This is a genomic window from Saccharothrix sp. NRRL B-16348 (genome assembly GCF_001280085.1).
In the GTDB taxonomy this organism is placed as follows: Bacteria; Actinomycetota; Actinomycetes; order Mycobacteriales; family Pseudonocardiaceae; genus Actinosynnema.
In genome coordinates, this window is sequence record NZ_LGED01000013.1 from 68,387 (window position 1) to 94,759 (window position 26,373).

The window sequence follows — 26,373 nt, forward strand, 5'->3', positions numbered from 1 at the left end:
GATCAGTCGGCCACGGGTCACACGGCGTCGGCACGGGCACGCATGGCGGACAGGTAGGCGGCGTAGCTCCACGTCAGGTTGTGGACGCTGCGCTCGTAGCCGGTGGTGCCGTCGAACTGCTCGGAGAGCTCCAGGTTGTCGCTGTGGTGGACGACGGCCCGCGCCATGGCGTCACCGGTCGCCACCAGGGCGGTGGCCGCCGCGGCCGGCGCCGTCGACGCGTCGACGCCGGACTGGGCGAAGAAGGGCGCCGACAGGGCGTCCACGGGCACCGTGCCGCTCGACTTGATCTCGGCGGCCAGCCTGTAGTGCAGCTCGGCGACGTTGCACGTGGACAGCGCCCACGGGTGACCGCCGAGCACCGGGTGCGAGGCGTCGCCGTCGTAGACGTCGCCCGGGTAGCGACCGAACAGGGGGCCGATGCCGAAGTTCTCCCGGTCCGCCTTGTTGATCGGGTAGAACGCGATGCCGCCCTCCTCCCACTGCGCGCGCAGCTGGGCCGCCGTGGCCAGCAGCTTGGTGTCGGTGACGGGAACGGCGCCGTAGAGAGCCGACTGCACGATGTCGATGTTCGGGTCGTAGCCGCTGACGACCGGGTCGTGGGGCGAGGGCGGGGCGCCGTTGCCGGGGTCGGCCAGCACGCTCACGTACTTGCCGCCGTCCCAGTGGCCCGCGAGGGCCTGGCGCAGCCAGTCGACGGCGGGCCGCAGCCCGGCCGGCTTGTCGATGCCGGCGACGGTCGAGGCCTGGACCTCCAGGAAGCAGCGCAGCTGGGCGGACCGGGCGAAGAAGCTGTAGCCGCTGTGCTCCTCCCACAGGTTCGTGGTGGGGTCCTCGTAGACGCCGAGGAGGAAGGCCACGTTCGAGTTCACCAGGTCGACCGCCCGCTTCCGGGTGTCCGGGTCGAGCTGGTCGTAGGCGGCCAGGACGGTGATCGACTGCAAGGCCGGACCGTCGTTCTGCTCGGTCCACGGGCGGACGTCCCCCGCGATGGTGAAGCAGGCGTGACCCTTGGTCCACGGCGGCTGGGCGTTGGAGTGGCAGAGGTCGGCGAACGCCACGTAGTCGTCGAGCGTTTGCACCGCGCCGCTCGGACCGACGGGCAGGTCGGCCTTGGCCACCTCCATGGCCGTGATGGCGCCGTCGCGCACCCAGTTGTAGACGTAGTCCTGGTCGATGCCCGGCGTGTCGGCCGGGTAGGACGGGGCGGCGAGGACGCAACCCGGCTTCGAGTCCCGGGACACGTCACCCGGCGACTGCGGATCGCTGAAGACGAAGCCGTCACTGGCGATGTTGCGGAACAGGAACATGGACATCATCGGCACGAGCGACGGCAGGTCGACCGCTCCCGGGGCGAAGGAGTTCTGGACGCTCGCCCAGGCCCGGGACGTCCCGGCGGGCCGGTTCGTGCGTGCGGGCAGGTCGAGCTTCAGCGCGGACTCGAGCATTGCTGGACTCCGTTGTTCTGCGTTTGTCCTACGTTGTTTGTCCTACGTTTTTCTGCGCGCGGCTCCGCCGGATCGGACAGCGGTTTTTCCACTGCCGGTCCACGGCGGCCGAGGGCGTTCCGGTGGCGTCCACCAGAGGGACGTCGAGACTCGGTACCGAGATGTGCCGAACCGCGTCGACGGCGCGTCCGGCCTGCTCGGAGGCGGTGATCTCCGGTTGACCGCGATCGTCACGCTACGTCGACCATGACGCCTTCTCCTTCGCTGGAACGGGCGTGGCGAAAGGATCAGCGGAGCCCTGTTCCGGTGGTTTCGCGGCGGATATCGCGAGTCAGTAGAACGTATCTTTCAGCCGGGTGTCGCGGGAAGTCGCCGGCGGAACCAGCACCTCCGAGGGTGGCCCGGATTCCACGAACAGCCCAGTCACGTCACCCGCTGTGCGCTTTCGCGGGTCAGCGGTCGGACGAACGTCACCGGGAACGGTGAGGACCGTCGATCCGCTGCGCCGCGGTCGGCGGCGGACCGGCGCACAGCACAGCGGCGGACCCCCTCGACAAAGGGGATCCGCCGCTGTGTTCTGGTGGCGCTGTTTGCTGGTGGAGCTGTGCGCGAAGAACCCTTACCGGAGCTTGTACGCGCGGATCAGGGTGTGCTCGAACGTGTTGCCCTTGCTGTCCGCGCCCTTCACCCGCAGCGAGGCGTACGCGCCCGCCCCCGCGGCGTTGCGGACCATCGCGGTGCGGCCGATCACGGGAGCCTCGGACCACGTGCCGCCGTCGTCGAACGACACCTCCACGCGCACGCGCCGCACCCGCCCGTTGTCGCCGCCGTCCTGCTGGGTGATCACCAGCGGCACGGAGAGGGTCCGGCCGGCGGCGGCCGCGCCGTTCCCGTCCAGCTTCGGGGTGAAGCGGACGACGGTCAGCGGCACGGCCCGCCGTCCGTCACCGGGCGCGGTGTCGGAGCGGAACGTCCACGCCGAGCGCACCCCGGTGCTGAACTCGGAGACGTCGCTCGACCGCGTGCTCTCCGTCTCCAGCCGGTAGTCCGCCGGTCCCGGCGCCACGGGGAACGCCCCGATGCCGGGCAACGGGGTCTCGCCCACCTTCACGCCGTCGCGGTACAGCGCGGTCCGGGACGTGCCGGTCAGCGAGTCGCCGCGGTTGCCCGCGCCGTCGCCGAACAGCCACAGGTCGGCCACCACGACGTCGCCCACGCGGAACAGGTAGGGCTCCGCCGAGTGCGGCGGTGTGGGGCCGATGACCGGGAAGCCGAACGCCTCCGCGTACTTCCGGCCCGACCGGTAGGTGCGGTCGGGGCCGAGCAGCGCCGTCTCCACCGCCTCCGGCGTGCCTTGGAGCAACCGCCAGCGCCACGTCACGTTCGCGGCCAGGACGTGGTCGATCGCGCCGCCCGACGGCTCCACCGCGTTCGCGCCGCCGACGCCGTAGATGCCGTCGGTGGTCGCCGCGCTGCCGGAGTGCTCGTTGATCCGACCCGGCCTGCCCGGACCGAACGCGGTGCTGACCTCCGTCAGCTCGTGCTTCCCCGGACTGCGCGCGAAACCGGTCGGCGCCTTGCCGCGCTCTTCCCACGCGAGCCGGTAGGACACCGGTTTCCCGCCGACCGGCGCGCCGGCGAACTCCGCGCCGATCAGCACGCCGTACTCCGCCGCGGGCAGCGCCGGACCGCTGTTGCCCAGCGCCATGTCCGCGGGGAACCCCTCCGGGTACACGAGGCCCATCACGGACATCACGTCCTCGTGGCGCCGGCCGAACGCGACGTAGCCGAATCCGGGCGTGGCGGCCCGGTCCGGCGACGTGATCTTCATCGGGGCCGCGACACGCGCGTCGAAGACCACCTCGGTGTCGGCGGTGACCGTGACGTCCGGCCGGAGCAGCAACGTCATGCCGGGCTCGCCGAAGCGGTGCTCGGACACGGCGGTGTAGACGCCCTTGGGCACGCGGGTGGTGACGTCGCCGTCCGCGTCGGTGATCATGCTGAACCGGTCGTTGGACACGCCGATGAGCAGGGCGGAGTAGTTGCCCTCCGGCTTGCCGGACCGGTCGAGCTGGGTGAACCGGACGTCGTAGCTCTCCACCTCGCGGCTGATCGCCACGGGCGTGCGCAGTCGCACGTCCGCGCCGCTCTTGGCGACGACCAGGCCGGTGTACGCGCCGTCGACCGCGCCGGACTTGCCGTCGCCGGTGACCGTCACCGCCGCCTCGCCGCCCGCCGGGACGGTGACCGTGGCCGGGGTGACGGTGAACAGCCCGGCCGCGCCGGGTGTGCCGTCCGGGTTGCGTGCCTCGACGCCCAGGTCGAGCGTCACGGGCGCGGTGCCCGCGTTGCGGTAGGTGAGCGCCTTGCTCAGCGGCACGTCGTCGTCGTGGGGCCACGCCTGCACGCCCAGGCTGACGCTCGTCGGCGACGTGGTGAGCGTCGTGGTCATGGCCTTGGCGGAGTCGACGCGGCCGGAACCCTGGTCGAACACCGTCAGGTCGGGGTTGTGCTCGGCCGCCGCCGTCAACGCGGCCTTGAGCCGGTCGCCCGACCAGTCGGGGTGCTGCTGCGCGAGCAGCGCGGCCGCGCCCACGACGTGCGGTGTCGCCATCGACGTGCCGGAGGCGGCCATGTGGTCCGCCGGACCGGCGCCGGGGACGCCGCGCGACTTGGCGGCCACGATGTCGACGCCCGGCGCGGTGATGTCGGGCTTGACGCCGCCGTCGCCGGTGCGCGGGCCGCGGCTGGAGAAGTCCGCGATGCTGTCGTCCCGGTCGACCGCGCCGACGGTCAGCGCGGCCTCCGCGCTGCCCGGCGAACCCACGGTCTCGGCGGCCCCGCTGTTGCCCGCCGCGACGACGAACAGCGTGCCGTGCGCCGCGGAGAGGGTGTTGACCGCTTCCTCCAGCAGGTCGACCTCCGGCCCGTCGGTGCCGCCCAGGCTGACGTTCACCACGTCCGCGCCCTGCTCGGCGGTCCAGCGCAGGCCGTCGAGGATCGCGGACTCGGGGCAGCCCGCCTGCCCGCACACCTTCGCGTCGAGCAGTTGCGCGCCGGGCGCGACACCGCGGTACTGCGTGCCGTTGCTCGCGATCGTCGACGCGACGTGCGTGCCGTGGCCGATGGTGTCGGTGGCGTCCGGGTCGCTGGTGAAGTTGCGCTCGGCGATCTCCCGGCCCACCAGGTCGGGGTGCCCGCCGTCGACGCCCGTGTCCACGACGCCGACCTTCACGCCCGCGCCGGTGTACCCGGCGGCCCACGCGGCGGGCGCGCCGATCTGCGCGACGCTGCGGTCCAGCACGGGCCGGCGCACGCCGTCCAGCCAGACCTTCGCCACGCCGGGAGCGGTCAGCAACGCCTGCCAGTCGGCCCCGGACGCCTTGGCCGCCGTCGTGGCCACCGCGTGCACGGTCGGCAGCTCCCGCTCGACCCGGAGCGCGTCCAACGTCGCGGCCCGGTCGCCGGAGCGCTTCACGATCAGCGGCACGCGGTCGCGGCGCGCGTCGTCGTAGCCCGCCTCGACCAGTCCCGTGACGTCGAACAGCCGTGCGTCGAACCTGCCCTCGGCGAGCGGGCGTGCCGCGTCGCGCGGGACGACGTGCACGTGGCCCCGGCGTTGGAAGGTCAGGTAGCCGATGCCCTCCCGGCCCGGGCCCGCGGTGACGGAGGCGACCCGGTCCCCGTCGAGCACGACCCGGTCCCCGCTGACGAGCGTGACGACCCGCCTCGCGCCGGCCGTCCCGTCTCCCTGCGCGCCGCCGGCCGGTGCCGCCGCGGCTGACGCCAGGGGCACCGCCATCGCGGCGACGACCCCCATGGTGAGCACCGCGGCCGGCCAGGTCGTGCGCCTTCGTGATCTCGAACCCGACACGAGTTCCTCCCCATTCCTCCGGTGGGTGACCGGCGCCGCGGAGCCGTGGGCGGTGCGTCGTGCGCGGAACGTGGAGCACGGGCTCGTCGGCGCTGACCGGCTCGGACGCTAGGGGCTCCCGGGTTGTTCAGGCTCGTGATCGACGGGCTGAACAACGTTCTCCGAACAACCTTGGGCCGATCGGCGGCATCGGGGTTCCGACACCGCAACCCCCTTGGTGCGCTTGGGGATCAGGCACGCGCGCACAGGGGCGCCGGATTCGGCTCGTGCCGCGGGGACCCGGCGTGCCAAGGTGTCGTCGACCGGACCGCGCCGGACGAGGGGTGGAGGCCAGTGGCGTTGCTGCGCCAGGTTCGCGCCGACTTCGACGGCGACACCATTCGGGTGTACCAAGCCTATCCGGCCGCGATCGCGGACGCGGCGCTGGCCGCGGGCCGTTTCGTGGCACCGTTCTCGTTCACCCGCATGACGTGGATCAAACCGTCGCTGCGGTGGCTGGTGCACCGCAGCAACTGGGCCCGCAAGCCGGGGCAGGAACGCGTCCTGGCGGTCCGCGTCACCCGCGCCGGCTGGGAGCAGGCGTTGTCCCGAGCCGTGCTCACCGCGCCCGAACCGGCCATCCACGGCAGCGCGGCGGCGTGGAGCGCGGTGTTCGAGCAGGCCGACGTCCACGTGCAGTGGGACCCGGAGCGGACGTTGCGCGGAGCGGCGCTCAACCAGTACAGCATCCAGGTGGGCATCGGCCGCGCGCTGATCCGCACCTACGCCGAGGAGTGGGTCGTCGGCCTGACCGACCTCACCTCGACCGTGCACCGGATGGCGGCGCTGGTCCGGGCCGGCCGGCACGCCGACGCGCAGCGGCTGCTGCCACCGGAACGCCCCTACCCGCTACCCTCCCCCATCGCCCGGCGGATCCAAGCCGACACCTGACGCGGCCCGCTACACGGGTTGACCTGGAGCGCGCTCCAGCCGCTAGCGTCGCCGCCGTCGATGGCGGAGCAGGTGGAGAACGGAGCACGACGTGCGACTGGGTGTGCACATCAACCGGTTCAACCAGGGTGCGGCGCGGCTCGGCCCCGAGTTGGCCGCCGCCGGCGCGGCGGCCGAGGCGGCCGGGGTCGCGTGGCTGTCGGTCATGGACCACTTCTTCCAGATGGAGCACAACGGCGGCGCCGAGGACCCGATGCTGGAGAGCTACACCACGCTCGGGTTCCTCGCCGCGCACACCTCCACCATCCGGCTCGGCGCGCTCGTCACCGGCGTCACCTACCGCCACCCCGGCCTGCTGGCGAAGAACGTCACCACGCTGGACGTGCTGTCGGGCGGTCGCGCGACCCTCGGCATCGGCGCCGCCTGGTACGAGCGCGAGCACCGGGGGCTGGGCGTGCCGTTCCCGCCGTTGGGCGAGCGCTTCGAACGGCTGGAGGAAGCGCTGCGGGTCTGCCTGCAAATGTGGGACCCGGCGGACAACGGCCCGTTCGAGGGCGAGCACTACCGGCTGGCCGAGACCCTGTGCGTGCCCGCGCCGGTGAGCGCGCCGCACCCCGAGATCATGATCGGCGGCAACGGCGAGCGGAAGACCCTGCGGCTGGTCGCCCGCTACGCCGACGCCTGCAACCTCCTGCTCGCGTCACCCGCCGAGGCGCCGCACAAGCTCGACGTGCTGCGCCGGCACTGCGACGACCTGGGCCGTGACCACGACACGATCCGCAAGACCGTGGTGCACCTCGGGGACATGCCCGAAGACGCCGACGAGTGCGTCGAGGCCGTGGCGGGCTACGCGGGCCTGGGCATCGACACCGTCATCCTGCGATCGCCGGACGGCGACCAGGCCGCGTGGATCGAGCGGGTGCTCGCCCCGGCCACGGGCCGCCTGGCCGAACTCTCCTGACGGTCACGACCGGCGCGGCGCGTCGAGGGCGGCTGGTGCTTCCCCCGGCGCGTCAGCGGCGGGCTTCGATCTTCAGGTCGCCCGCGGTCACCGCGCGGACGTGGTCGCCGGCGAGCAGGTCGTGCGGGTAGCCGAGGACGATCGCGCTGGCCTGGTCGAGGCGGGCGAGCTGGTCGGCGGTGAGGTCGACCTCCAGGGCGCCCAGGTTCCCCACCAGCTGCTCGGGGGTGCGGGCGCCGAGGACGGGCGCCGTCACGGCCGGGTTCCGCAGGGTCCACGCCAGGGCGACCTGGGCGGGGGTGCGGCCCTGCTCCGCCGCGACCTCCCGCACGACGTCGGCGATGGCGAGGGTGCGTTCGGTGACCATGCCCAGGCCCGCGTTGAAGCTCTTGCGGTTGCTCTCGCCGGAGTCGGCGCCCGGCGCGGTCAGGTCGGCGCGGCGGTACTTGCCGGAGAGCACGCCGCCACCCAGCGGCGAGTACGGGGTCACCCCCAACCCCATCGCCCGTGCCATCGGGATCAGGTCACGCTCACCGTCCCGGTTGACGAGGCTGTACTCGATCTGCAGCGCGACGAGCGGCGACCAGCCGCGCAGGTCGGCGATCGCCTGCATCCGCGAGACCTCCCACGCCGGCGCGTTGGACATCGCCACGTACAGGACCTTGCCCTGCCGGACCAGGTCGTCCAGGCCGCGCAGGACTTCGTCGACCGGTGTCGTGACGTCCCACACGTGCACGAAGAGCAGGTCGACGTAGTCCGTGCCCAGCCGCCGCAGGCTCGTCTCCACCGACGCGAACAGGCTCTTGCGGTGAGCGCCGCCGGAGTTCGGGTCGCCGGGCCGGCGCAACGTCGTGTACTTCGTCGCCAGCACCAGGCCCTCGCGGCGGTCGCGGGCGAACTCGCCCAGCATCCGCTCGGAGCTGCCGTCGGTGTAGGTGTTGGCGGTGTCGATGAAGTTGCCCCCGCGCTCGACGTAGGTGTCGAACAGCTCGCGCGCGTCGTCCCGCCCGGCGCCCCAGCCCCACTCGGTGCCGAACGTCGCCGTGCCCAGGGCCAGCGGTGAGACCCGCAACCCGGAGCGGCCCAGCAGCCGGTAGCTGTCGAGGGTGAGCGGCATCAGGTCCTCCTGTGCTCGTGATCGTCGTCGAGCACCAGCCTGTGACCGCCGTGCGCCGGGGGTAAGGGACGGGAGTTCCTGGGAACAGCAGTCCTACCCGGGCGGTTGGACCAGCCGTGAGCACCGACACCGTGGACGTGACGCGGGAGCTGGCCGCGTTCCTGCGGACCCGCCGCGAACGCCTGGATCCGCGGGACTTCGACCTGCCGTCACGTCGGCAGTACCGGCGGACCCCGGGCTTGCGCCGCGAAGAGGTCGCCGAACTGGCCGGGATCAGCGTCGACTACCTCGTGCGGCTGGAACAGGCCCGCGGGCCGCGGCCCTCGGCGGAGGTGGTGGAGTCGCTGGCCCGGGCGCTGCGCCTGGCCCCCGACGAACGCGCCTACCTCTTCGGCCTGGCCCAGCAGCGACCGCGCCGGGCCGACGAGCTCGCCACCACCGCGGCGCCGTCACTGGCCGGGCTGGTCGCCGACCTGTCGCCGCTCCCGGCCCTGCTGATGAACCACCGCTACGACGTCCTGGCCTGGAACCGCGAGATGGCGCGGCTGCTCGTGGACTTCGACACCCTGCCGCCGGCACAGCGCAACGTGATGTGGTTGTGCCTGCTGCACCCCAAGATGCGCGAGCTGTACGTCGACCGCGAGCACGTCGTGCGGGAGGGGGTCGCCCACCTGCGCACCGCGTGGGCCGCGCACCCGGAGGACCGGGCGTTGACCGACCTGATCGCCGAGTTCATCACCCGTGACGAGGAGTTCGCGCGGTTATGGGGCGAACGGGCCGTCAAGGCGAACGGCCGCGGGCGCAAGGTGGTGCGACACCCCGACGTCGGCGTGATCGAGGTGCACTTCGAAACGCTCACGCCACTGCAGGACCCGGACCAACTGCTGGTGATCTACCGCGCCGCGGACGACGAGAGCCGGTCGGCGTTGGACGAGCTGTTCGCCCGGTGACAGCGAATCAGGCGGCTCACTGGCGGACGAGGATCTCCGTGAGCCGTTCCGGCGTGCGCAGCGGCAGGTAGTGGTCGGCCCCGGCCACGACCTCCAGGCGCGCGCCCGGGATGCCCTCGGCGAGCCGGCGGGCGATCACACCGATCTCCGGGTGGTCGTGGTCGCCGACGACGACGGTGGTCGGCACGTTCACCCGGTCGAGGTGCTCGACGGCGCCCTCCGCCGTGAAGCGGACGTGCCCCTTCTCCGCGGCGGCACGCACCTCGGCGTTCTCGGTGACCATGGTCACGATCGCCGGGTAGCCCGGCGCCCGGTCGCCCAGCGAGGCCCACACCGCCAGCTCCGCCCCGGCCAGGCGCTCGGCGTCGTTGCCCCGGTGCGCCGCGTCGTAGGCGTCCAGCTCGGGGAACGAAGGCCAGTCGTGGCCGCCCGCCGACGCCGCAACGAGCGTCAGCGAGGACACCCGTTCGGGGTGCTCCAACGTGAAGTCGAGCGCGACCTCGCCGCCCATGCTCAGCCCGACCAGCGCGGCGCGTTCGACGCCGAAGTGGTCGAGCACCGCGAGGAGGTCGTCCTCGTAGCCGAACGGCGCGGTCGGCGGCGTCGATCGCCCCAGACCCCGCGCGTCGTACCGGATCGCGGTGCGGCACGACGCGAGTCCGGGGAACACACCGTCCCAGAGGCGACTGTCCTGGACGGACCCGTGGAGCAGGACCACGGGCGCGCCATCACCGGACTTCTCCGTCCACAGGCGTCCCCCATCCGAGACGGGGACGTGCTCGATCGTCATGCGGCCGATTCGACCACACTCCGGCTCCGCCCCGAACACGGCGGGCCACGTGCTCGTGTCACAACTCGCGAGGGTGTCCGGTCTTAGCCGGCGGAGCCGTTCCCGAGGAGGTCTTGTCATGTCGTTCACCGTGGTACAGGAGGCGACACCGCCGTTCATCCCGGCGGGTGCCCACGCGATGACCGTCGTCATCGAGTACCCGCCGGGTGACCCCGGCACCCCGCCGCACCGGCACCCCGGACCGGCCTTCGGCTACGTGCTGGAGGGCGAGATGGTGTTCGAGCTCGAAGGCGAGCCGGCGCGTGTCGTGCGGGCAGGCGAGGCGTTCTGGGAGCCGGGTGGCGATGTCATCCACTACCAGGACGGCAACAACCGCGACGACGTCCCGGTGCGCTTCGCCGTCACCATGCTCTGCGAACCCGGCAAGCCCATGATCGACCTCGTGGACGCCGAAGAACTCGCCCGGCGCGCGGACCGCCGGGCCCCGCGCGCGAACTGACCAGAAAGGTCGGAGAAATGAAGATCGCAGTCATCGGCGGGACCGGGCTCATCGGCTCGCAGGTCGTCAAGATCCTGAACGCGAGCGGGCACGAGGCGGTGCCGCACTCGACGTCCACCGGGCTGGACCTGCTCAACGGGCAGGGCCTGCCCGAGGCGCTGGCCGGTGCCGACGTCGCCGTCAACCTCACGAACTCGCCGACGTTCGACGACGCCTCGCCCGCGTTCTTCGAGAAGACCATGGACAACCTGCTGACGGCCGCCGAGGCCGCCGGCGTCGGCCACGTGGTCATCCTCTCGATCGTGGGCGTCGACCAGGTGCCCGACCTGGCCTACTACCGCGCCAAGGTGGCGCAGGAGGACATCCTCAAGGCCGGCCCGGCGCCGTACTCGATCGTCCGCGCCACGCAGTTCTTCGAGTTCGTCGACGCGGTGCTGAGCTGGACCTCCGACGAGGACACCGTCCACCTGCCCGCCACGCCCGTCCAACCCATCGCCGCGGCCGACGTCGCCCGGGCGGTGGCCGACGTGAGCGTGGGAGCCCCGCTGCGGGGCGTCCGCGAGGTCGCCGGCCCCGAGGTGTTCGCGCTCGACGAGTTGGGCAGGATCACCCTCGCCGCCCGCGGTGACCAGCGCACCGTCGTCACCGACGACAGCGCCGGCATGTTCGCCGCCGTCCCGGGGTCCGTGCTCGTCCCGGGGGACGGCGCCGTCATCGCCGGCACCGCCTACCGCGACTGGCTCGCGCGCTGACCCGGCGGGGCCCGCACGGACGTGGTGCGGGCCCCGTCAACGGCGGTGCCAGCCGTTCAGCTTGGCCGGGTTGAGCACGATCCACACGTCGGTGACCTTGGCGCCGGCCTCCCGGAGGCCGACCACCGCGAGGGCACGGCCCGCGCGGCGCAGTGCCAGCCCGGCGCGGCCGTTGACCGACTCGATGGTCAACTCGGTGTCCGGTCGCCCGCACAGCACGCCCGTGACCACCTGCGACACGTTCTCCGCGCCGTGGACGGCGGCCGTCGGGGCGAGCACCAGCCCGCCACCGTCGCACACGGCGACGGCGTCCACGTCCAAGGCGGCCCGGACCGCGGCGACGTCGCCCCGCAGGCACGCCTCGGCCAACCCGCGCGCGACGTCGTCAGGCCGGCTGGGCATCTCAGGTCTTCCGCAGCCGCCGCCCACGACCGGGCACCACCGCGGCGTGGGACGTCGGCGACCCGGACGCGTCGGACAACGCCCCGATCTTCTCGGGGTTGAGCATCCACAGCACCCGGTCGATGCCGTCGGTGGTGGCGGTGACCGCGAGCACGCCGAACTCGGCGCCGTTGCGCCTCAGCACGGCGGAGACCTGCCCGTTCGCGCTCGCCCACCGCACGTCGAGGTCGTCCCAGAACCAGGTGGAGATCGCGTCCAGGAACTGCGTCACGGCCGGCGGCCCCACGATCCGCTTGCGGGCGACGCGCAGCCTGCCGTTGCCGTCGGACAGGCTCGTCACGTCCGCCGTGAAGAGCCGTTCCAACGCCATCAAGTCGCCGGTGCGGGCGGCCGTGATGAACGTGGTCAACAGCTCCCGCTGCGCCGCGGCGGTCGCGGGCGTGCGCCGTTCACCCGCCATGTGCTTGCGCGCCCGACTGACCAACTGCCGCACCGCCGGCTCCGTCGACTGCAGAATCTCCGCGATCTGCGCGTACGAGTAGTCGAACGCCTCCCGCAACACGTACGCCGCCCGCTCGTTCGGCGACAGCTTCTCCATCAACATCAACGCCGCGAACTCCAGCGCCTCACCCCGCTCCGCACCCAGGTACGGATCCGCGCTCGTGTCCACCGGCTCCGGCAACCACGGCCCCACGTACGTCTCACGCCGCACCCGCGCCGACTGCAACGCGTTGATCGCCAACCGCGTCGCCGTCGTCGCCAGGAACGCGGCCGGGTTGACCACCACCGAGCGGTCGCACGTCTGCCACCGCAACCAGACCTCCTGCACCAGGTCCTCGGCCTCGGTCGCACTGCTCAGCATCCGATACGCGATCCCGAACAAACGCGGCCGCACGCCCATGAAGACAGCCGCGGCCTCCTCCAGGTCGTCCACACCTTCCGGATCGAGACTCACACCGGAATCCGTCAACCCTCGCCCCTGTCTGGTCGCGCCGCTCGTGCCACCGGTTCCCGCGGCTGCGCGGACCAGGCTTCAGCGCGGGCAGCCCCCGGTGAGGAGGTACATCCTCCGGCCGACGGCCCGGCGAGTCACGCGGAGCGGAATTTCGTGTCCGCGTTCATCCGCACAGCACCGCATGTGTCCGATGTGGATCGTCTCGGCATCGACCGGTGTCCGCGATCGGCGGAGTGGTGGCTCAGCGCTGTGACGACGCGGAAGCCGGACTCGACCTCAGAGCCGCCGGGCGCGCAGCACGCCGGTCAGCATCGGCAGCGTGAACTCGCCGCGGCCGGTTTCGGGTCGGCTCGCGAGGAAAGCCCGGATCGCGCCGAGCCTGGTCTCCCGGTCCGGTGCCGGCATGACGAGCATCCCGGCGCGCGTGGCGAGGGTCGCGAGGAGCGAGTCGGCGGTCCGGCGCTGCCCGTGCGGGAACTCGGCCTGCTCCGGCGAGCCGAACCGGGCGGCCACGTCGGCGTTCGGCAGGTGCAGGCCCGCGGTCGCGGCGCGCCACCTGCTCGCCGTGTCACGGGGACCGATGGCCTCACCCCCGCTGACCTGCTCCAGACCCGCGATCCACGCGACCCGGTCGTCCAGGACGTTCCACAGGCCGGCCAGGACACCCCTGGGCGAGAGGACCCTGGCCATCTCCGGTCCCGCGACGGCCAGGTCGAACCAGTGCAGGGCATTGCCTGCCACCACGGCGTCGATGGACGCGTCCGGCAGCGGTATCGCCTCGGCGCTGCCCCGCAAGGTGCGGACGGCAGGCAGCGCACGGCGCAGTTCGGCGAGCATCGCCGGATCGGGCTCGACCGCGACGACGTCGGCGCCCAGTGCGACGAGCGCGGCGGTCAGCTTGCCGGTGCCGGCGCCGAGGTCGAGCACCCGCGGGCCCGGCGCGAGCGCCACCGCCCAGCGCACGGCGGCCCGCGCGTAGTCCGGGCGGTGTTCGGCGTACGCGGCCGCCGCCGTGCCGAACGACGAGCCGAGGCGGTCCTCCACGCCACCGACCGTACCCGCGATGATCTCCTGGTCGATCGGTCGGCGGTGTGGGGACGTGCCTCCCGAACCCGACAGTTCCGCCGACGTGGCCGTGGAGAACGACTACGACGCCTTCGCCGAGGGGTACGCGGCCGAGAACGAGACCAGCCTCGTCAACGCCTACTACGTGCGGCCCGCGATCGTCGACCTGGCCGGTCGGCGGATCCTCGACGCCGGCTGGGGTCCCGGCACCGTGGCCCTGGCGCTGCGCGACCGGGGCGCCGTCGTGGCCGGCTTCGACCGCAGCGCCAAGATGGTGGAGCCGGCCCGGCGGCGCCTGGGCGACGACGCGGACCTGCGGGTCCTGTTCTTCGTCCTGGACGCCGGCTAACCGGGCTGGAGGTAGGAGACCAGGCGCTCGGCCAGCTCGACCGGGTGGCTCACCGGGACGCAGTGCGGCCCGTCGATCTCGTCCGGTTCCAGGCCGAGCCGCTCGCGCGCGACCCGGCGCTGGAACTCCGGCGGGAAGAACCGGTCGTCCCGGCACAGCAGCACGCGGGTGGGCACGTCCGGCAGCGCGGCGAGCGGCCACGGCTCGCCCGACTCGGCGCTGACGTGCGGGCGGCCGTGCGCGGCGGCCCGTGCCACGACGTCGGCCGGGACGCCGTTGTAGAAGACCTCGGTGTCGTCGAGCCCCACTGGGCTCTCGAAGCCGGTGTTGCCCCACCAGTCGCCCGGCTGCTCCCCCGGCGCGGGCACCATCCCAGCGAGGAACACCAAGAGCCGCACGGGCAGCCGGGCGCACACCAGCGGTGCGGTGAACCCCCCGTAGGAGTGCCCCACGACGACGAGGTCCCGGCGGTCGCCGACGGCGGCCACGACGGTGTCGGTGAAGTCGGCGAGCCCGGCCGCGGGGTCGTCGATGGGCAGGTCGGGCGCCACGACGTCGTGGCCGCGCCCGCGCAGCTCCGGTTCGAGGAGTTCGAAGTCCCGCCCGCTGCCGCCCCCGCCGTGGATCAGCACGAAGGTGCTCATGCCGACACCCCGTTGCCCAGGGACGCCATCCTCCGGAGCAGGCCGGCGCACCAGTGGAAGTGGCCGTCGCTGCCGTCCGGCGAGAACAGGTCGTAGGTGGTGAGGGCGTAGCCGGCCTGGTAGAGCGCGAGGGTTTCGGCCGGGTAGCCGAACTCGTCGGCGAAGAGGCCGGTGAGGGTGCTGGTGTGGGATTCGGCGTGCGGCCCGTACATGTCCCAGACGGCGGCGGTGACGGCGGCGTCGAACGCGGGATCGCCTGCGGTGGTGAAGAAGCCGAAGTCGAGGACGGCGGTGGGACGGCCGGTGTCGTCCACGTGGAGGTTGGGTGGGACGAGGTCGCCGTGGATGACGGTGACCGGTGCGTCCGGCAGGGCCGTGAGGGAGGCGACGACCCGGTCCACCGCGGCCGACAGACCCGGAACGTGGGCGGCGAGCACGTCACCGTGACGGCGTGCGGCGCGCCGCACGAGGGCGGCGAGCGCGTCGGGGAAGCGCGTGTGGCCTCGCCAGAGGGGGCGGTCGTCGCCCTGGACGGTGAGGGCGCGCATGGCGTCGGTGCCCGGCACGGTGGCGAGGGCGCGCAGGACCGTCAGGAGGGCGGTGGTCTCGGCGGCGGGCAGGTCCCGTTCGGCGGAGGTCGTCACCGGCTCGGCGCGGAAGGGCGCTCCGGTCAGCTCGCGCTCGTAGGTGACGAGAACGCCGTCGTGGACCTCGGTGTCGAGGATCTCCGGCGTGGCGAAGGACAGCGGGTGGCGGGCGATGTCCGCGTAGACCCGGCGGGAGAGGTCGAGGTCGGCCGGCGGGCGGCCGCTCCACACCTTGGCCACGAGGCCTTGGTCGAGTCGGTAGACGGCACCCTCGACGCCGGCGGCGAGAGGACGCGCGGAGCGGTGGCCGCGACGAGCGAAGTGCGCGAGCCACTCGTCGGTATGGCGCTGGCGGTATTCGACCATGGGGGTGAGTACACCCTCCCTCCCCCGTGCCCGCACGTGGATTTCGCGGAAACAGGCGTTGCGTCACTCGCGTGCGGCGAGATGAGCCAGTAGCAGGTCGTGCCGGAACTGGTAGGCGGCGCTGACTTGGCGGAGGACGCCGCGACGGTGCGCGTCGGCGAGGAACGTCATCAGCCGCAAGGGCAACTGCCGGGGTGAACGACCAGTAGAGCCGCATCAGCACGAAACGCCCCCACGAAGAACATCCCGAGCCCGGCGCAGACCACGATGCCGACCGCGAAGAGCACGAACCGCCGCCGCCACGGCCGCTGGTATCGGTTCGCGCACCCGAGTATCGCGTCCACCCATTCCCGCCGGGTTCAGGACCAGGCGATCTCGCCGGTCCGGTCCACGAAGCGCCCGGACCCGGCGCCGGGTTCCTCGGTGGCGAGGCGGACGATCGCGTCCGTGCCCTCGGTGACGGTCTGGGGTCCGCTGTGGCCGTTGAGGTCGGTCGCCGTGTAGCCGGGGTCGGCGGCGTTGACGCGGATGTCGACCAGCGCCTTGGCGTACTGCGTGGTCAGCATGGTCAGCGCCGCCTTCGACGCGGTGTAGAGCGGTGCGACGACCGCGGACTCGGGTCGTGCCGGGTCGTGGGTGTGGGCGAGCGAGCCCATGCCGCTGCTGACGTTGACGATGACCGGGTCGGACGATCGGCGCAGCAGCGGCAGGAACGCGGTGGTCGTGCGGACCACGCCGGCGACGTTGACGTCGAGGACACCGAGGGCCTCGGGCCCGGTCAGGGCGCTGGGATCACCGGCGGGCCCGTGGACACCGGCGTTGTTGACCAGCACGTCGATCAGGCCCTCGTGCGCGGCGACGTCCGCGGCCGCGGCGGCGACGGACGCGTCGTCGGTCACGTCGATGGGCACGAACCGCGCGCCCAGTGCGGCGGCGGCCTCCGCGCCCCGTTCGGGATCGCGGGCCCCGATCAGCACGGTGTGGCCCAGTTCGACGAGGCGTCGGGCGGTCTCGCGGCCGAGCCCCTTGTTCGCCCCGGTGATGAAGGTGATCGTCATGCGGCCAGCATTCGTCGCCGCCGCGGCCCCGGCCAGGGACGCGTCGACGGTAGGAACGGCAGTACCCCTCCCGGTCGCCGGGGTTGCGGGAGGATGGGGTCATGACCACGACGCCCGGCGCCGGTCTGGGTGCGATGATCCGCACGTGGCGGGACCGGTTGCCGCCCTCGGCCGTCGCGCTGCCGGTGGGTCCGGCACGCCGTGCGGCCGGGCTGCGCCGCGAGGAGCTCGCCGACCTCGCCGGCGTGTCGGTCGACTACGTCGTGCGCCTGGAGCAGGGACGGGCCACCACACCGTCGGCGCAGGTGGTGGCGTCCCTGGCCCGTGCCCTGCAGCTGTCCGCCGCCGAACGGGACCACCTGTACCGGCTCGCCCACCTCGTCCCGCCGGCGGTGGGCACGATCTCCGACCACATCCCACCCGGCGTGCACCGCGTGCTCACCCGGCTCGGGGACGTCGCGGTCGCCGTGTTCGCGGCGGACTGGCAGCTGGTCTGGTGCAACCGCGGGTGGGCCGCGCTGCTGGGTGATCCCTCGTCCTCGCCACCGCGCCTGCGCAACTTCGCCCGTGACAGGTTCCCGGTCGACGCCGGTCCCGCCCACCTCGCGCGGTGGCCCGTGACCGAACTGGACACCGGCACCACCGACGCGGCCGTCGTGTCCGACCTGCGCCGCGCCACCGGCCGCTTCCCGCACGACCCGCGCCTGGCGGCGCTGATCCGCGACCTGAGCGCGGGCAACCGGCGGTTCGCCGAGCTGTGGGCGACCGGCACGGTGGCCGTCCACCGCGAGGACCACAAGACGATCGAGCACCCGGCCGTGGGGCCGGTCGCGGTGGACTGCGACGTGCTGACCGACGGCGACTCCGAACTCAAGATCGTGGTCATGACCGCCGAGCCGGGCAGCGACGACGAGACCAGGCTGCGGCTCGCCGAGATCGTCGGCCACCCGGCAACCGGCAACGGCCTGGAGCTGCCGTCGGACGTCCGCCGGTAGCCTCCGTCTCGCTCCGGGGGGGAACCACCGTTCGTCGCCGCTGGAGGGCGCTCACCAGTGGGTCAGTGCGAGTGGCGGCTCAGCCGGTCGCGAATCCCGTCGACCAGGCCGTAGTCGAGCGCCTCGGTGGCGGAGAACCACGTTCCCGCGGCGGAGTCCGCGGCGATCCGCTCGACCGGTTGGCCGGTCTGCGCCGCGATGATGGCCGTCATCTCCCGGTTGGTCCGGTCGAGGAGGTCGAGTTGGATCCGGTCCGGGTGGGGTGGGCCGGTCGGCTGACGCATCATGATCTTGGCGTGGGGCAGTGCGTACCTCTTGCCCCGCGCGCCCTCCGACAGCAGGACCTGGGCGATGCCGGCGGCCAGACCGGCGGCCCACGTGACCACGTCGGGGCGGATGAGCCGCATCGTGTCGAAGATCGCCATGCCCGCGGTGACGAGGCCGCCCGGCGAGTTGATGTAGAGGTGGATGTCCGCGGTCGGGTCGGCCTGTTCCAGGAGCAGGAGTTGGGCGGTGATCCGGTTGGCTTCGGCGTCGTCGACCTCGGATCGCAGCATGATCACGCGTTCCCGCAGCATTCGGCCACGCTAGGGCGCGAAGGATCACCGGCAGGGTCCTGTGACCTGAAGCTGCCAGTCCCGGTCGGCGCACGGGAGGGCTGCGGGAACGTCGCCCCGCAGCCCTCCGCCTTCACCGTCAGCGGGCGGCGTGCCGGTCCGCCACCTCCGCGTCGGTCAGGGCGCGGTCCACGGCGTGGACCTCGTCGATCGCGCCGTGCCAGAAGTCGCCACGCACACCGGCGTACTTGGCGCGGCCGATGGCCAACGGCCCGGTGCTCACCTCGTCCGGCCCGATCGGGATCGCGGCGGCACGCACCCCGTCGACGTACAGGCGCGTCTCCCCCGCCGCCTCGTCACGGACGCCGACCAGGTGGTACCAGCGGCCGGGTTCCGGTGTGGCGGCCAGCGTGGCCCGCCTGCCGCCCGGGACGCTGAACGCCCACCTGCCCTGCCCGTACTGGAGGTAGAACGGGTTCTCCACGCGCCGGCCGTCCTGGCTGACCGCGGTCGCGTAGTTGCCGGGCAGCGAGTCCATCCGCACCCACGCCGACACCGAGTACGAGCCGGTGGTGTCGAGCACCGGTCCGGTGGTCTGGGCGTAGTCGCCGTTCCCGTCGAACGCCAGCGCCTGCCCGCGCACGCCGGTCGTCCACGCCGCGTCCCCGGTGAGCGACACCGGGTTCGCCGCGCCGCTCGTGTCGTCGCCGTTGCCGTCCAACGACCACGAGCCCTTGCCGTCGTACGTGCGCTCGGCCGCCGCGGCGCCCGCCGCGACGACCCTCCGGTTGATCTCACGCACGGGACCGGGGTCGACCTTGATCTCACGCCGGTCGTAGGTCCACAGGCCGTTCAGCTCGGTCTCCACGTCGGTGATCTGCGTGTAGACCGAGCCGGACAGCTCCGCGCCGGCCGCGTCGAGGTAGAACGTCTCGGTGTTCGACACGTATTTGGCGGTCAGCGCGGCCTTGTCGGCCACGCCGCTGTAGATCACGGCCGGCGCGCCGGGCCACTGGTGGCCGGGGGTGCGCAGGGTGAACCCGCCGTGCTCGCCGTCCATCGCGACGCGGGTGGCGTCCGGCCACGCCGGGTCGGTGTTGTTGTAGTCGTGGTGGTCGATCACGTCACCCTTGCCCGAGTCGCCCTTCGACGCGCAGCAGTTGACGCCGCTGTGCGCGTTGACGACCCGGGACGGGTCCGCGGCCTTGACCGACTCGGTGATGCGGCCGGTCTCCTCCCGGTTCCACTCGCCCCAGCCCTCGTTGAACACGACCCAGCCGATGATCGCCGGCGAGTCGTGCAGCTGCTGCATGGCGCGCCTGCCCTCGGTGAGGAACGCCTGCTGCCCGGTCTCGTCGGTGACGTTGACGTTCACGAAGTCCTGCCACACCAGCATCCCGAGCTTGTCGGCGTGGTAGTACCAGCGGGCGGGCTCGATCTTGATGTGCTTGCGCAGCGCGTTGAACCCGAGGTCCTTCTGCGCCTTGATGTCCCACGCCAACGCCTCGTCGCTGGGCGCGGTGTTCAGGCCGTCCGGCCAGAAGCCCTGGTCGAGCATGGCCAGCGAGAACACCGGTTCGCCGTTGAGGACGAGCTTCGGGAAGCCCGCGACGTTCCGCACGCCGATGGACCGCATGCCGAAGTAGCTCTCGACCTCGTCCTTGCTGCGACCGTCTTCCAGGGACACGTCCAAGTCGTACAGGTACGGGTCGTCGGGGCTCCACAGGCGCGGGTTCGGCACCGGCAGGGTCAGGTCGGTGTTCGGCGCGCCGGTGACCGTGCCGACCGCGTTGCCCCGCTGGTCGCGCGCGGTGGCGGTGACCTTGGCGTCCGGCGACGCCGTCGACGACGACACGTGCACGGCGAGCGTGCCCGCGGTGATGTCCGGCGTGGTCTTCACGTCGTCGATCGCCTTGTCGGGCACGGGTTCCAGCCACACGGTCTGCCAGATGCCCGAGGACGGCGTGTAGACGATGCCGCCGGGGTTGCGGGACTGCTTGCCGATCGGCTGGTTGTCGCCGGTGGTGTCGGTGACCGCGACGATCAGCTCGTGCCGGACGCCGTCGCGCAGGGCGTCGGTGATGTCGGCGGTGAACGCGGTGTAGCCGCCGGTGTGCTCGGCGACGAGCGTGCCGTCCACCCACACCCTGGCGTGGTGGTCGACCGCGCCGAAGTTGAGCTTGAGCCGCTCGCCGCGGCCGATCCGCCAGTCGCGCGGCACCTCGAACTGGCGCCGGTAGAACATGTGGTCCTCGTGGCGTTCCAGCCCGGACAGCTGGGACTCCACCGGGAACGGCACGGTGATCCGCTCGGGGAGCCGGCGGCCGAACGCGGGCGGCTGCCCCTCGGCGGCGGCGGAGAACTCCCACTGGCCGTTGAGGTTCAGCCACTCGTGGCGCTCCTGCTGCGGGCGCGGGTACTCGGGCAGCGGGTGGTCCCGGTCGACGTGCTCGCCCCACTCGGTCCGGAGCCGCTGGGTGGAGGTGTTGGTCGCGGAGCGGATGATCCGCGGCACGGTCTCCGCACCGACGACCAGGCCGCCCTCGCCGTCGTAGGTGACCCGGACGCGCTGGGGTTGCTGGATGGTCGCGCCGAGCCGCACCACGACCTTCGTGCGGTCGCGGCGGTCGACGGCGGCGGAGTCGACCGGGAACGGCACGGTGTCGACCTCGACCTTGAGGTGCGACTTCAGGTCCCCGAGGTGGTGCACCCGCTGGTCGAAGGCGGCCTCCAGCCTCCTGCCGTCCGGCGACACGGTGAGGCCGACCGGGTAGACCGGGAAGTCCGCCGGCGGCAGGAACGCCGTCTCCGGCACGGGCTGCTTGGCCAGCGTCGGCGTGGACCAGCGCAGGCGCAGGTTCGCGCCGCCGACGTCCTGGAACAGCTCCATCCGGAAGTCGTGCCGCTCGCCCGCGACGAGGTGGACCGGCGCGCTGTGCTGCTCGACGTCCCAGTCGCCGACCCAGTGGTCGATGACCGGCGCGCCGTCGAGGAACAGGCGGAAGCCGTTGTCGCCGACGGCGTGGAAGGTGTAGTCGCCGGTGGCGGGTGCGGTGAGGCTGCCGGTCCAGCGGGCCGTGGTGTGCTCGGTGCGGCCGGTGAGCTGCTGGAACGTGCCGGTCAGGTCGGCGAAGTCGATGTTCGGGTCGAGGGTGGCGCCGCCGGGTTCGGCGAAGTCGCGGGCGCCGGGCGCGGACATCCGGAAGTACTCGCCCTTGAGGCCGTGCGCGGGTGGCGCGGCGGCGGTCGCGGCGCCGGCGAGGACGGGGGTGAGCAGCAAGGCCAAGAGCAGGGCGGACAGCCGTCTGGCGGCAGGGGGCATGGAACTCTCCTCCGGGGCTCGACTATGAGGCCCATCACAACTCCGTTCATCTATCCACAGACCTTCGCAGAAGACAACAAGAAGCCTCACCATGGGAGCGCTCCCGCACCGTCAACGCTCAAGTCCGCACAAAGGTCCGGACCAAGGGACCGCAGGCGGACGAGCACGTCGCGCTCAGAGGCCGAGAATCCGGCCGGACGCCTGTTATCCGGGGCGACCCCGGACCGTCTCCGAGCTGAAGGCAGGATGACGGGCGAGGAGCGACGCGTGGGCAACGGACAACCAGGGACCGCCGCGGTGGTGGCGGCGCAGGCGGGCGACCAGCACGCGCTCGACGAGGTGGTGGCGGCCTACCTGCCGCTGGTCTACAACGTCGTCGGGCGGGCGTTGGCCGGTCACAGCGATGTGGACGACGTCGTGCAGGAGACGATGCTGCGCGTCGTCGACAACCTGCCCAAGCTGCGTGAGCCGGAGAGCTTCCGGTCCTGGCTGGTGTCGATCGCGCTGCGCCAGGTGCAGGAGCGCGGGCGGCGCGTGGCGCGGATCCCGGACGGCGAGCCGGCGCACGACGTCGCCGACCCCGGCGCGGACTTCGTGGACCTGACGCTGCTGCGGTTGGAGCTGTCCGGCCAGCGGCGCGAGGTCGCGGAGGCCACGCGGTGGCTGGACGACGGCGACCGCGAGCTGCTGTCGCTGTGGTGGCTGGAGGTGTCCGGCAAGCTGACCAGGGCGGAGCTGGCGTCGGCGTCGGGCATCACGACGGCGCACGCGGCCGTGCGGGTGCAGCGGGTGAAGGCGGCGCTTGCCGCCGCACGGGCGGTCGTGCGGGCGTTGCGGGCGGAGCCGCGCTGCCCCGACCTGAACGTGGTCGCGCGGGGCTGGGACGGCCGCCCCGACGCCACCTGGCGCAGGCGGATCGCCCGGCACACCCGGGACTGCGAGTGGTGCCTGGCGTCGTGGCGGGACCAGGTGCCCGCGGAACGCCTCCTCGCCGGGTTGGCGCTGGTCCCGCTGCCGGTCGCGCTGCTGCCTGGTGTGCTCGGCGCGGTCCGGCCGGCCACGTCGTCGCGCGGCGGCCTCGGGCAGGCGCTCGGCAGGTCGGCGATCGCGAAGCCGGTGGCGGTCGGCGTGGCGGTGGTGGTCGCGGTGGCGGGCGCGGTCGCCGTGTACGCCGCCGTTCCGACGCCACCGGCACCTCGGGCGGACGTCGCACGGCCGGCCACCACGTCGACCACCGTGACCACGACCGCGGCGTCGTCATCAGCGGCGTCGTCCTCGGCGACCACCACCACGACCACCACGACCTCGACCACCACGACGCGCGCTCCGGAGCCCGTTCCGGCCGGGCCGCGGTACGGCAGCGTGGTCGACACCGTGGACGCCGAACCCGACCCGCGCACCCCGCCCGCTCCCCTGCCCGTCCGACCCGCGGGCGAGGTCACCGCCGTCGGCGGCGCGTACGAGAACGCCAAGCGCGGCTACATCGGCGGCAAGTACGTGATGATGCGCCGCGGCGAGCACGTGGTGCTGAGCGGACGCGGGTACGTCCGGGTCCGCTACGAGATCGCCTGGTTCAACCGGCCGGGCGGCATGGTGATGCCGACGTGGACGGGCTTGAAGGGCAAGCTGTTCCACGTCGCGTCCGGCGGTGGGCACCGGATGGACGACTCGGCGCCCGGCAACCCGCCGGAGTACACCTGGATGGGCAACCCGACGGTCGGCCCCAACGGTCCGGCGTCCGGCTACGTCGTGCTGCCGCCGGGCGCGCAGCAGATGTGGCAGAACGAATTCCTCTACCTCGACGGTGAGGTCACGCTCGGCAACAACGAGCGGGGCGCGGACTACAACATCACCGCGACACCGGTGACGTGGGACGAGGTCAACTCCGACATCAACTCCCCGCCGCCGTCCGAACCGGGCGGCCGGGGCGCGATCCGCTACGGGCTGACCCGCGACACCGGTGACGACGGCGCGCCCGTTCCGCAGTACCTCACGCGTGAGACGCCGGCCGATCGTGCCACGGTCCCCCAGCAGTCCGCGGTGAGCTGAACGCGCGCACGAGCGGAACGGCTACAGTGGGTTTGACAATCGTTTTCACTGTGCGCGTTCCTTGGGGGTCACCGTGGCGACATCTCCGGACCCGGTCGTCGACGCACGCCGTTCGATGATCGAGCTGATCTTCGGCTCCATGGCCTCGCAGGTCGTGGCGGCCTGCGTGAAGCTCGGCGTTCCCGACGCCATCGGCGACGACCGCCGGTCCGCCGAGGAGGTGGCCGCGGCGTGCGGGACGCCCACGCACACCATGCGCCGGTTGCTGCGCGCGGCGACGGCGCTGGGCCTGCTGGCCGAGGACGGCGGCCGGTTCGGCGTGACCCCGGTCGGGGCCCTGCTGCGGTCGGACCTGCCCGGTTCGATGGACGCCTTGGCGCGGGTGTTCACCGACCCGGTCATGGTGCGCGGCTGGCACGGGCTCGACGACAGCGTCCGCACCGGCCGCACCGCGTTCGACGAGGTGTTCGGCGTGCCGTTCTTCGAGCACCTCGCCTCGGCGCCGGACCTGGCCGCGGCGTTCAACACCGCCATGAGCCAGGGCACGCACGTGGTGTCCGGGTTGTTGCCCGACGCCTACGACTTCGGCCGGTTCCGGTCGGTCACGGACGTGGGCGGCGGGGACGGCACGCTGCTCGCGGCGATCCTCCGCAGGCACACCGGGTTGCACGGCGTGCTGTTCGACACCGCCGAGGGCTCCACCGGCACCCGTGACGTGCTCGACGGCGCGGGCGTCGCACCGCGGTGCGAGGTCGCGGTCGGCGACTTCTTCGCCGCTGTCCCGTCCGGTTCCGACGTGGTGCTGCTCAAGAGCATCCTGCACGACTGGGACGACGAGCGCGCCGCGACGATCCTGGGGCACTGCCGACGAGCGCTCCCGGACGACGGCCGCCTGCTGGTGGTCGAACCGGTCCTGCCCGATGCCGTCGACGGCACGATCCTGCCCGTGATGTACCTGAGCGACCTCAACATGATGGTCAACCTCGGCGGGCAGGAACGCGCCCGGGCCGAGTTCGAGACCTTGCTCGGCGACAGCGGGTTCGCCCTCACCCGGATCACCCCACTGCCGCCCTCCGGCTTCTGCCTGCTCGAAGCCGTGCCGAGCTGACCGCACCCGGACAGCGAGAGGTCCCGCACCGGGCGGGACCTCTCGGTTTCACGTCCGTTCGACGGTCACAGCAGTCCGCGGCGGTAGGCGGCGACGAGCCGGCGGGGCACGGTCAGCTTGCGGCCGTCGAGCGTGGTGACCGGCACCAGGGCGGGCACCTCGGCCTTCCACTGGGAGCGGCGGTGGCGGGTGTTGCTGCGCGACATCTTGCGCTTCGGGACGGCCATGTCAGCGGTTCCTCTTGCCGTAGCGGCGGTTGAACTTCTCCACGCGGCCGGCGGTGTCCATGACGCGCTGGGCGCCGGTCCAGAACGGGTGGGAGTCGGAGGTGATGTCGACGGTGATGAGCGGGTAGGTGTTGCCGTCCTCCCAGTCGATCGTGCGGGTCGAGGTGGCCGTGGACCGGGTCAGGAACGCCTTGCCCGTCGCCTGGTCCTGGAAGACCACCGGGTGGTAGTCGGGGTGGATGCCCTGCTTCACAACTCCTCCATCTGGTCGTGCCACTCGGCGAAGGGGTCGACGAACTCCAGCTCGTCGACCAGCGCCAGTTCCTCGTCGGTCACCAGCGCCTCGCGCAGTGCCGCCGTGATCTCGTCCGGCGCCGCGGAACTGGTGATGACCACCAACTCCTGCGACCGGTCGCCGTAGTAGGGGTCCCACATCGCCGACGCGGCCGCCCGGCGCTCGGCGGGCACCTCGGACCAGTCCTCGACGGCCGTGAGCCACGGGCCGAGGTTGCCCACGCTCAGGCCGCCGCCGGCCGATTCCAGCCAGAGGGCGACGTCGGGTTGGCTCGCCACCCACACCCGGCCGCGGGTGCGCACGACGCCGTCGAGCAGGACGTCGATGGCCTGGTGCAGCCGCATGGGGTGGAAGGGCCGGCGCTCGCTGAAGTGGACGACCGCCGCGCCGTGGGCGGGTTCCAACGGCGGCTGACCGTGCAGCAGCGGGCCGAAGCCGTCGTCGAAACGGCCGCGGCGGGCGCCCTCGGGGATCGCGGCCAGCAGTTCCGGCACGTCGAGGACGTCCCGGCGGCGGCGCGGCGCGAGCGGGTTCAGCCGGTCCAGCACGGCGTCCAGGGCGGGGTCCCCGACGCCGGTCAGCACGATCGCGTCGGCGAACTCGGCCTGCCCCACGACCACCTGCGCCACGGTGCGCTCGTCGCCGTCCCCCGCGCCCAGGCCGCGGTCGTGCAGGGTGTCGTCAGCGGTCGCGTCGGCGAGCCAGGTCGCCACGTCCACGACGGTGACCACGGCTTCGACCCGCACGTCCACCTCCCGCAGGGCGAAGCAGACGGCCTCCGGCTCCAAAGCCGGGTCCAGCTGCACGACCACGCGACCGCCCAGGCGTGCCAGCAGCGGCAGCAGGTCCAGGCGCAACGTGCACGAGACGCAGCCGTGCGCGAGTTCCAGCACCGTCAGCTCGCCGTCGACCCAGCGGCGCACCACGCCCTCGGAGAGGTCGCGCAGGTCGTGGCGGACCAGCACCGATCCCGGCGACGCGCGCCAGACCTCGTCGGCCACGTCGTGGCGTGCGAGTCCGGCCACCAGTACGACCTCGGTTCCCATGTGGGCTAGCCTAACGGAAACGATTGT

Annotated in this window: 24 protein-coding genes; 9 read left to right on the forward strand and 15 right to left on the reverse strand. The window is 72.7% G+C overall.

Annotated features, from left to right (window positions below; genetic code table 11):
* Positions 1-17: 17 nt before the first annotated feature.
* Positions 18-1,448, reverse strand: coding sequence for a glycoside hydrolase family 15 protein (locus ADK67_RS04165; RefSeq protein WP_157619907.1), 1,431 nt, complete (start codon positions 1,446-1,448; stop codon positions 18-20).
* A gap of 619 nt (positions 1,449-2,067) precedes the next feature.
* Positions 2,068-5,268: a S8 family peptidase gene (locus tag ADK67_RS04170; protein ID WP_082403216.1), complete on the reverse strand. Its 3,201-nt coding sequence runs from the start codon at positions 5,266-5,268 to the stop codon at positions 2,068-2,070.
* 387 nt (positions 5,269-5,655) lie between these two features.
* Here ADK67_RS04170 and ADK67_RS04175 point away from each other — a divergent pair, with 387 nt between their 5' ends.
* On the forward strand, positions 5,656-6,252 hold the full coding sequence (locus tag ADK67_RS04175; RefSeq protein WP_053715043.1) for a DUF4291 domain-containing protein: 597 nt from the start codon (positions 5,656-5,658) through the stop codon (positions 6,250-6,252).
* Between the two features lie 91 nt (positions 6,253-6,343).
* A complete protein-coding gene (locus ADK67_RS04180; protein WP_053715044.1) occupies positions 6,344-7,213 on the forward strand; it encodes an LLM class F420-dependent oxidoreductase in 870 nt (289 codons plus the stop codon).
* A gap of 52 nt (positions 7,214-7,265) precedes the next feature.
* Here ADK67_RS04180 and ADK67_RS04185 read toward each other — a convergent pair whose 3' ends face one another.
* Positions 7,266-8,330, reverse strand: coding sequence for an aldo/keto reductase (locus ADK67_RS04185; protein ID WP_053715045.1), 1,065 nt, complete (start codon positions 8,328-8,330; stop codon positions 7,266-7,268).
* A gap of 116 nt (positions 8,331-8,446) precedes the next feature.
* Here ADK67_RS04185 and ADK67_RS04190 point away from each other — a divergent pair, with 116 nt between their 5' ends.
* Positions 8,447-9,280, forward strand: a complete 834-nt coding sequence (locus tag ADK67_RS04190) for a helix-turn-helix transcriptional regulator (RefSeq protein ID WP_053715046.1) — start codon at positions 8,447-8,449, stop codon at positions 9,278-9,280.
* Positions 9,281-9,296: 16 nt separating this feature from the next.
* On the opposite strand, the gene ADK67_RS04195 is transcribed toward ADK67_RS04190, so the two are convergent.
* Positions 9,297-10,070, reverse strand: a complete 774-nt coding sequence (locus tag ADK67_RS04195; protein WP_053715047.1) for an alpha/beta fold hydrolase — start codon at positions 10,068-10,070, stop codon at positions 9,297-9,299.
* Positions 10,071-10,188: 118 nt separating this feature from the next.
* On the opposite strand from ADK67_RS04195, the gene ADK67_RS04200 reads away from it, so the two are divergent.
* Both ADK67_RS04200 and ADK67_RS04205 read left to right on the forward strand, forming a co-directional pair.
* Positions 10,189-10,569 carry a cupin domain-containing protein gene (locus ADK67_RS04200; protein ID WP_157619909.1) on the forward strand — a complete coding sequence of 127 codons (381 nt, stop codon included), beginning with the start codon at positions 10,189-10,191 and terminating at the stop codon, positions 10,567-10,569.
* Positions 10,570-10,586: 17 nt separating this feature from the next.
* The gene (locus ADK67_RS04205) at positions 10,587-11,321 is read left to right on the forward strand and encodes an SDR family oxidoreductase (RefSeq protein ID WP_053715048.1); all 735 of its coding nucleotides are present in this window, start codon (positions 10,587-10,589) and stop codon (positions 11,319-11,321) included.
* Between the two features lie 36 nt (positions 11,322-11,357).
* Here ADK67_RS04205 and ADK67_RS04210 read toward each other — a convergent pair whose 3' ends face one another.
* The 3 genes from ADK67_RS04210 to ADK67_RS04220 form a co-directional block, all read right to left on the reverse strand.
* Positions 11,358-11,723: a hypothetical protein gene (locus ADK67_RS04210; RefSeq protein WP_053715049.1), complete on the reverse strand. Its 366-nt coding sequence runs from the start codon at positions 11,721-11,723 to the stop codon at positions 11,358-11,360.
* A gap of 1 nt (position 11,724) precedes the next feature.
* Complete coding sequence (locus ADK67_RS04215) at positions 11,725-12,678, reverse strand: sigma-70 family RNA polymerase sigma factor (RefSeq protein ID WP_231648006.1); 954 nt, start codon at positions 12,676-12,678, stop codon at positions 11,725-11,727.
* Positions 12,679-12,954: 276 nt separating this feature from the next.
* On the reverse strand, positions 12,955-13,722 hold the full coding sequence (locus ADK67_RS04220) for a class I SAM-dependent methyltransferase (RefSeq protein WP_053715050.1): 768 nt from the start codon (positions 13,720-13,722) through the stop codon (positions 12,955-12,957).
* Between the two features lie 19 nt (positions 13,723-13,741).
* Here ADK67_RS04220 and ADK67_RS04225 point away from each other — a divergent pair, with 19 nt between their 5' ends.
* On the forward strand, positions 13,742-14,092 hold the full coding sequence (locus ADK67_RS04225) for a class I SAM-dependent methyltransferase (protein ID WP_157619910.1): 351 nt from the start codon (positions 13,742-13,744) through the stop codon (positions 14,090-14,092).
* On the opposite strand, the gene ADK67_RS04230 is transcribed toward ADK67_RS04225, so the two are convergent.
* The 3 genes from ADK67_RS04230 to ADK67_RS04240 all read right to left on the reverse strand — a co-directional run bounded on the left by ADK67_RS04230 (position 14,089) and on the right by ADK67_RS04240 (position 16,747).
* Entirely contained in the window at positions 14,089-14,736 is a 648-nt protein-coding gene (locus ADK67_RS04230; RefSeq protein ID WP_053715051.1) for an alpha/beta fold hydrolase, read from the reverse strand. The genes ADK67_RS04225 and ADK67_RS04230 overlap by 4 nt on opposite strands.
* On the reverse strand, positions 14,733-15,689 hold the full coding sequence (locus tag ADK67_RS04235) for a phosphotransferase family protein (RefSeq protein ID WP_053715052.1): 957 nt from the start codon (positions 15,687-15,689) through the stop codon (positions 14,733-14,735). The genes ADK67_RS04230 and ADK67_RS04235 overlap by 4 nt, the downstream gene beginning before the upstream one ends.
* A 359-nt stretch (positions 15,690-16,048) precedes the next feature.
* Positions 16,049-16,747 (reverse strand): SDR family NAD(P)-dependent oxidoreductase, encoded by a 699-nt coding sequence (locus ADK67_RS04240; protein WP_053715053.1) that lies wholly within the window; start codon positions 16,745-16,747, stop codon positions 16,049-16,051.
* Between the two features lie 101 nt (positions 16,748-16,848).
* On the opposite strand from ADK67_RS04240, the gene ADK67_RS04245 reads away from it, so the two are divergent.
* Complete coding sequence (locus ADK67_RS04245) at positions 16,849-17,742, forward strand: helix-turn-helix transcriptional regulator (protein ID WP_053715054.1); 894 nt, start codon at positions 16,849-16,851, stop codon at positions 17,740-17,742.
* A 62-nt stretch (positions 17,743-17,804) separates the two neighbouring features.
* Here the strand turns inward: ADK67_RS04245 and ADK67_RS04250 are convergent, their stop codons facing one another.
* Positions 17,805-18,320 (reverse strand): ClpP family protease, encoded by a 516-nt coding sequence (locus tag ADK67_RS04250; RefSeq protein ID WP_053715055.1) that lies wholly within the window; start codon positions 18,318-18,320, stop codon positions 17,805-17,807.
* Positions 18,321-18,438: 118 nt separating this feature from the next.
* Positions 18,439-21,621 carry a LamG-like jellyroll fold domain-containing protein gene (locus tag ADK67_RS04255; RefSeq protein ID WP_053715056.1) on the reverse strand — a complete coding sequence of 1,061 codons (3,183 nt, stop codon included), beginning with the start codon at positions 21,619-21,621 and terminating at the stop codon, positions 18,439-18,441.
* Positions 21,622-21,888: 267 nt separating this feature from the next.
* Between ADK67_RS04255 and ADK67_RS04260 the strand changes: the two genes are divergently transcribed.
* Positions 21,889-23,670, forward strand: a complete 1,782-nt coding sequence (locus tag ADK67_RS04260) for an RNA polymerase sigma factor (RefSeq protein WP_197289275.1) — start codon at positions 21,889-21,891, stop codon at positions 23,668-23,670.
* A 73-nt stretch (positions 23,671-23,743) separates the two neighbouring features.
* A complete protein-coding gene (locus ADK67_RS04265; RefSeq protein ID WP_231648007.1) occupies positions 23,744-24,778 on the forward strand; it encodes an acetylserotonin O-methyltransferase in 1,035 nt (344 codons plus the stop codon).
* 65 nt (positions 24,779-24,843) lie between these two features.
* Here the strand turns inward: ADK67_RS04265 and rpmF are convergent, their stop codons facing one another.
* Genes rpmF through mrf form a run of 3 tightly spaced genes read right to left on the reverse strand, consistent with a single transcriptional unit; the run spans position 24,844 to position 26,346 of the window.
* On the reverse strand, positions 24,844-25,005 hold the full coding sequence (rpmF, locus tag ADK67_RS04270; RefSeq protein ID WP_053715059.1) for a 50S ribosomal protein L32: 162 nt from the start codon (positions 25,003-25,005) through the stop codon (positions 24,844-24,846).
* 1 nt (position 25,006) lies between these two features.
* Entirely contained in the window at positions 25,007-25,258 is a 252-nt protein-coding gene (locus ADK67_RS04275) for a type B 50S ribosomal protein L31 (RefSeq protein WP_053715060.1), read from the reverse strand.
* Complete coding sequence (mrf, locus tag ADK67_RS04280; protein WP_053715061.1) at positions 25,255-26,346, reverse strand: ribosome hibernation factor-recruiting GTPase MRF; 1,092 nt, start codon at positions 26,344-26,346, stop codon at positions 25,255-25,257. Before mrf ends, ADK67_RS04275 begins: the two co-directional genes overlap by 4 nt.
* Positions 26,347-26,373: the final 27 nt, after the last annotated feature.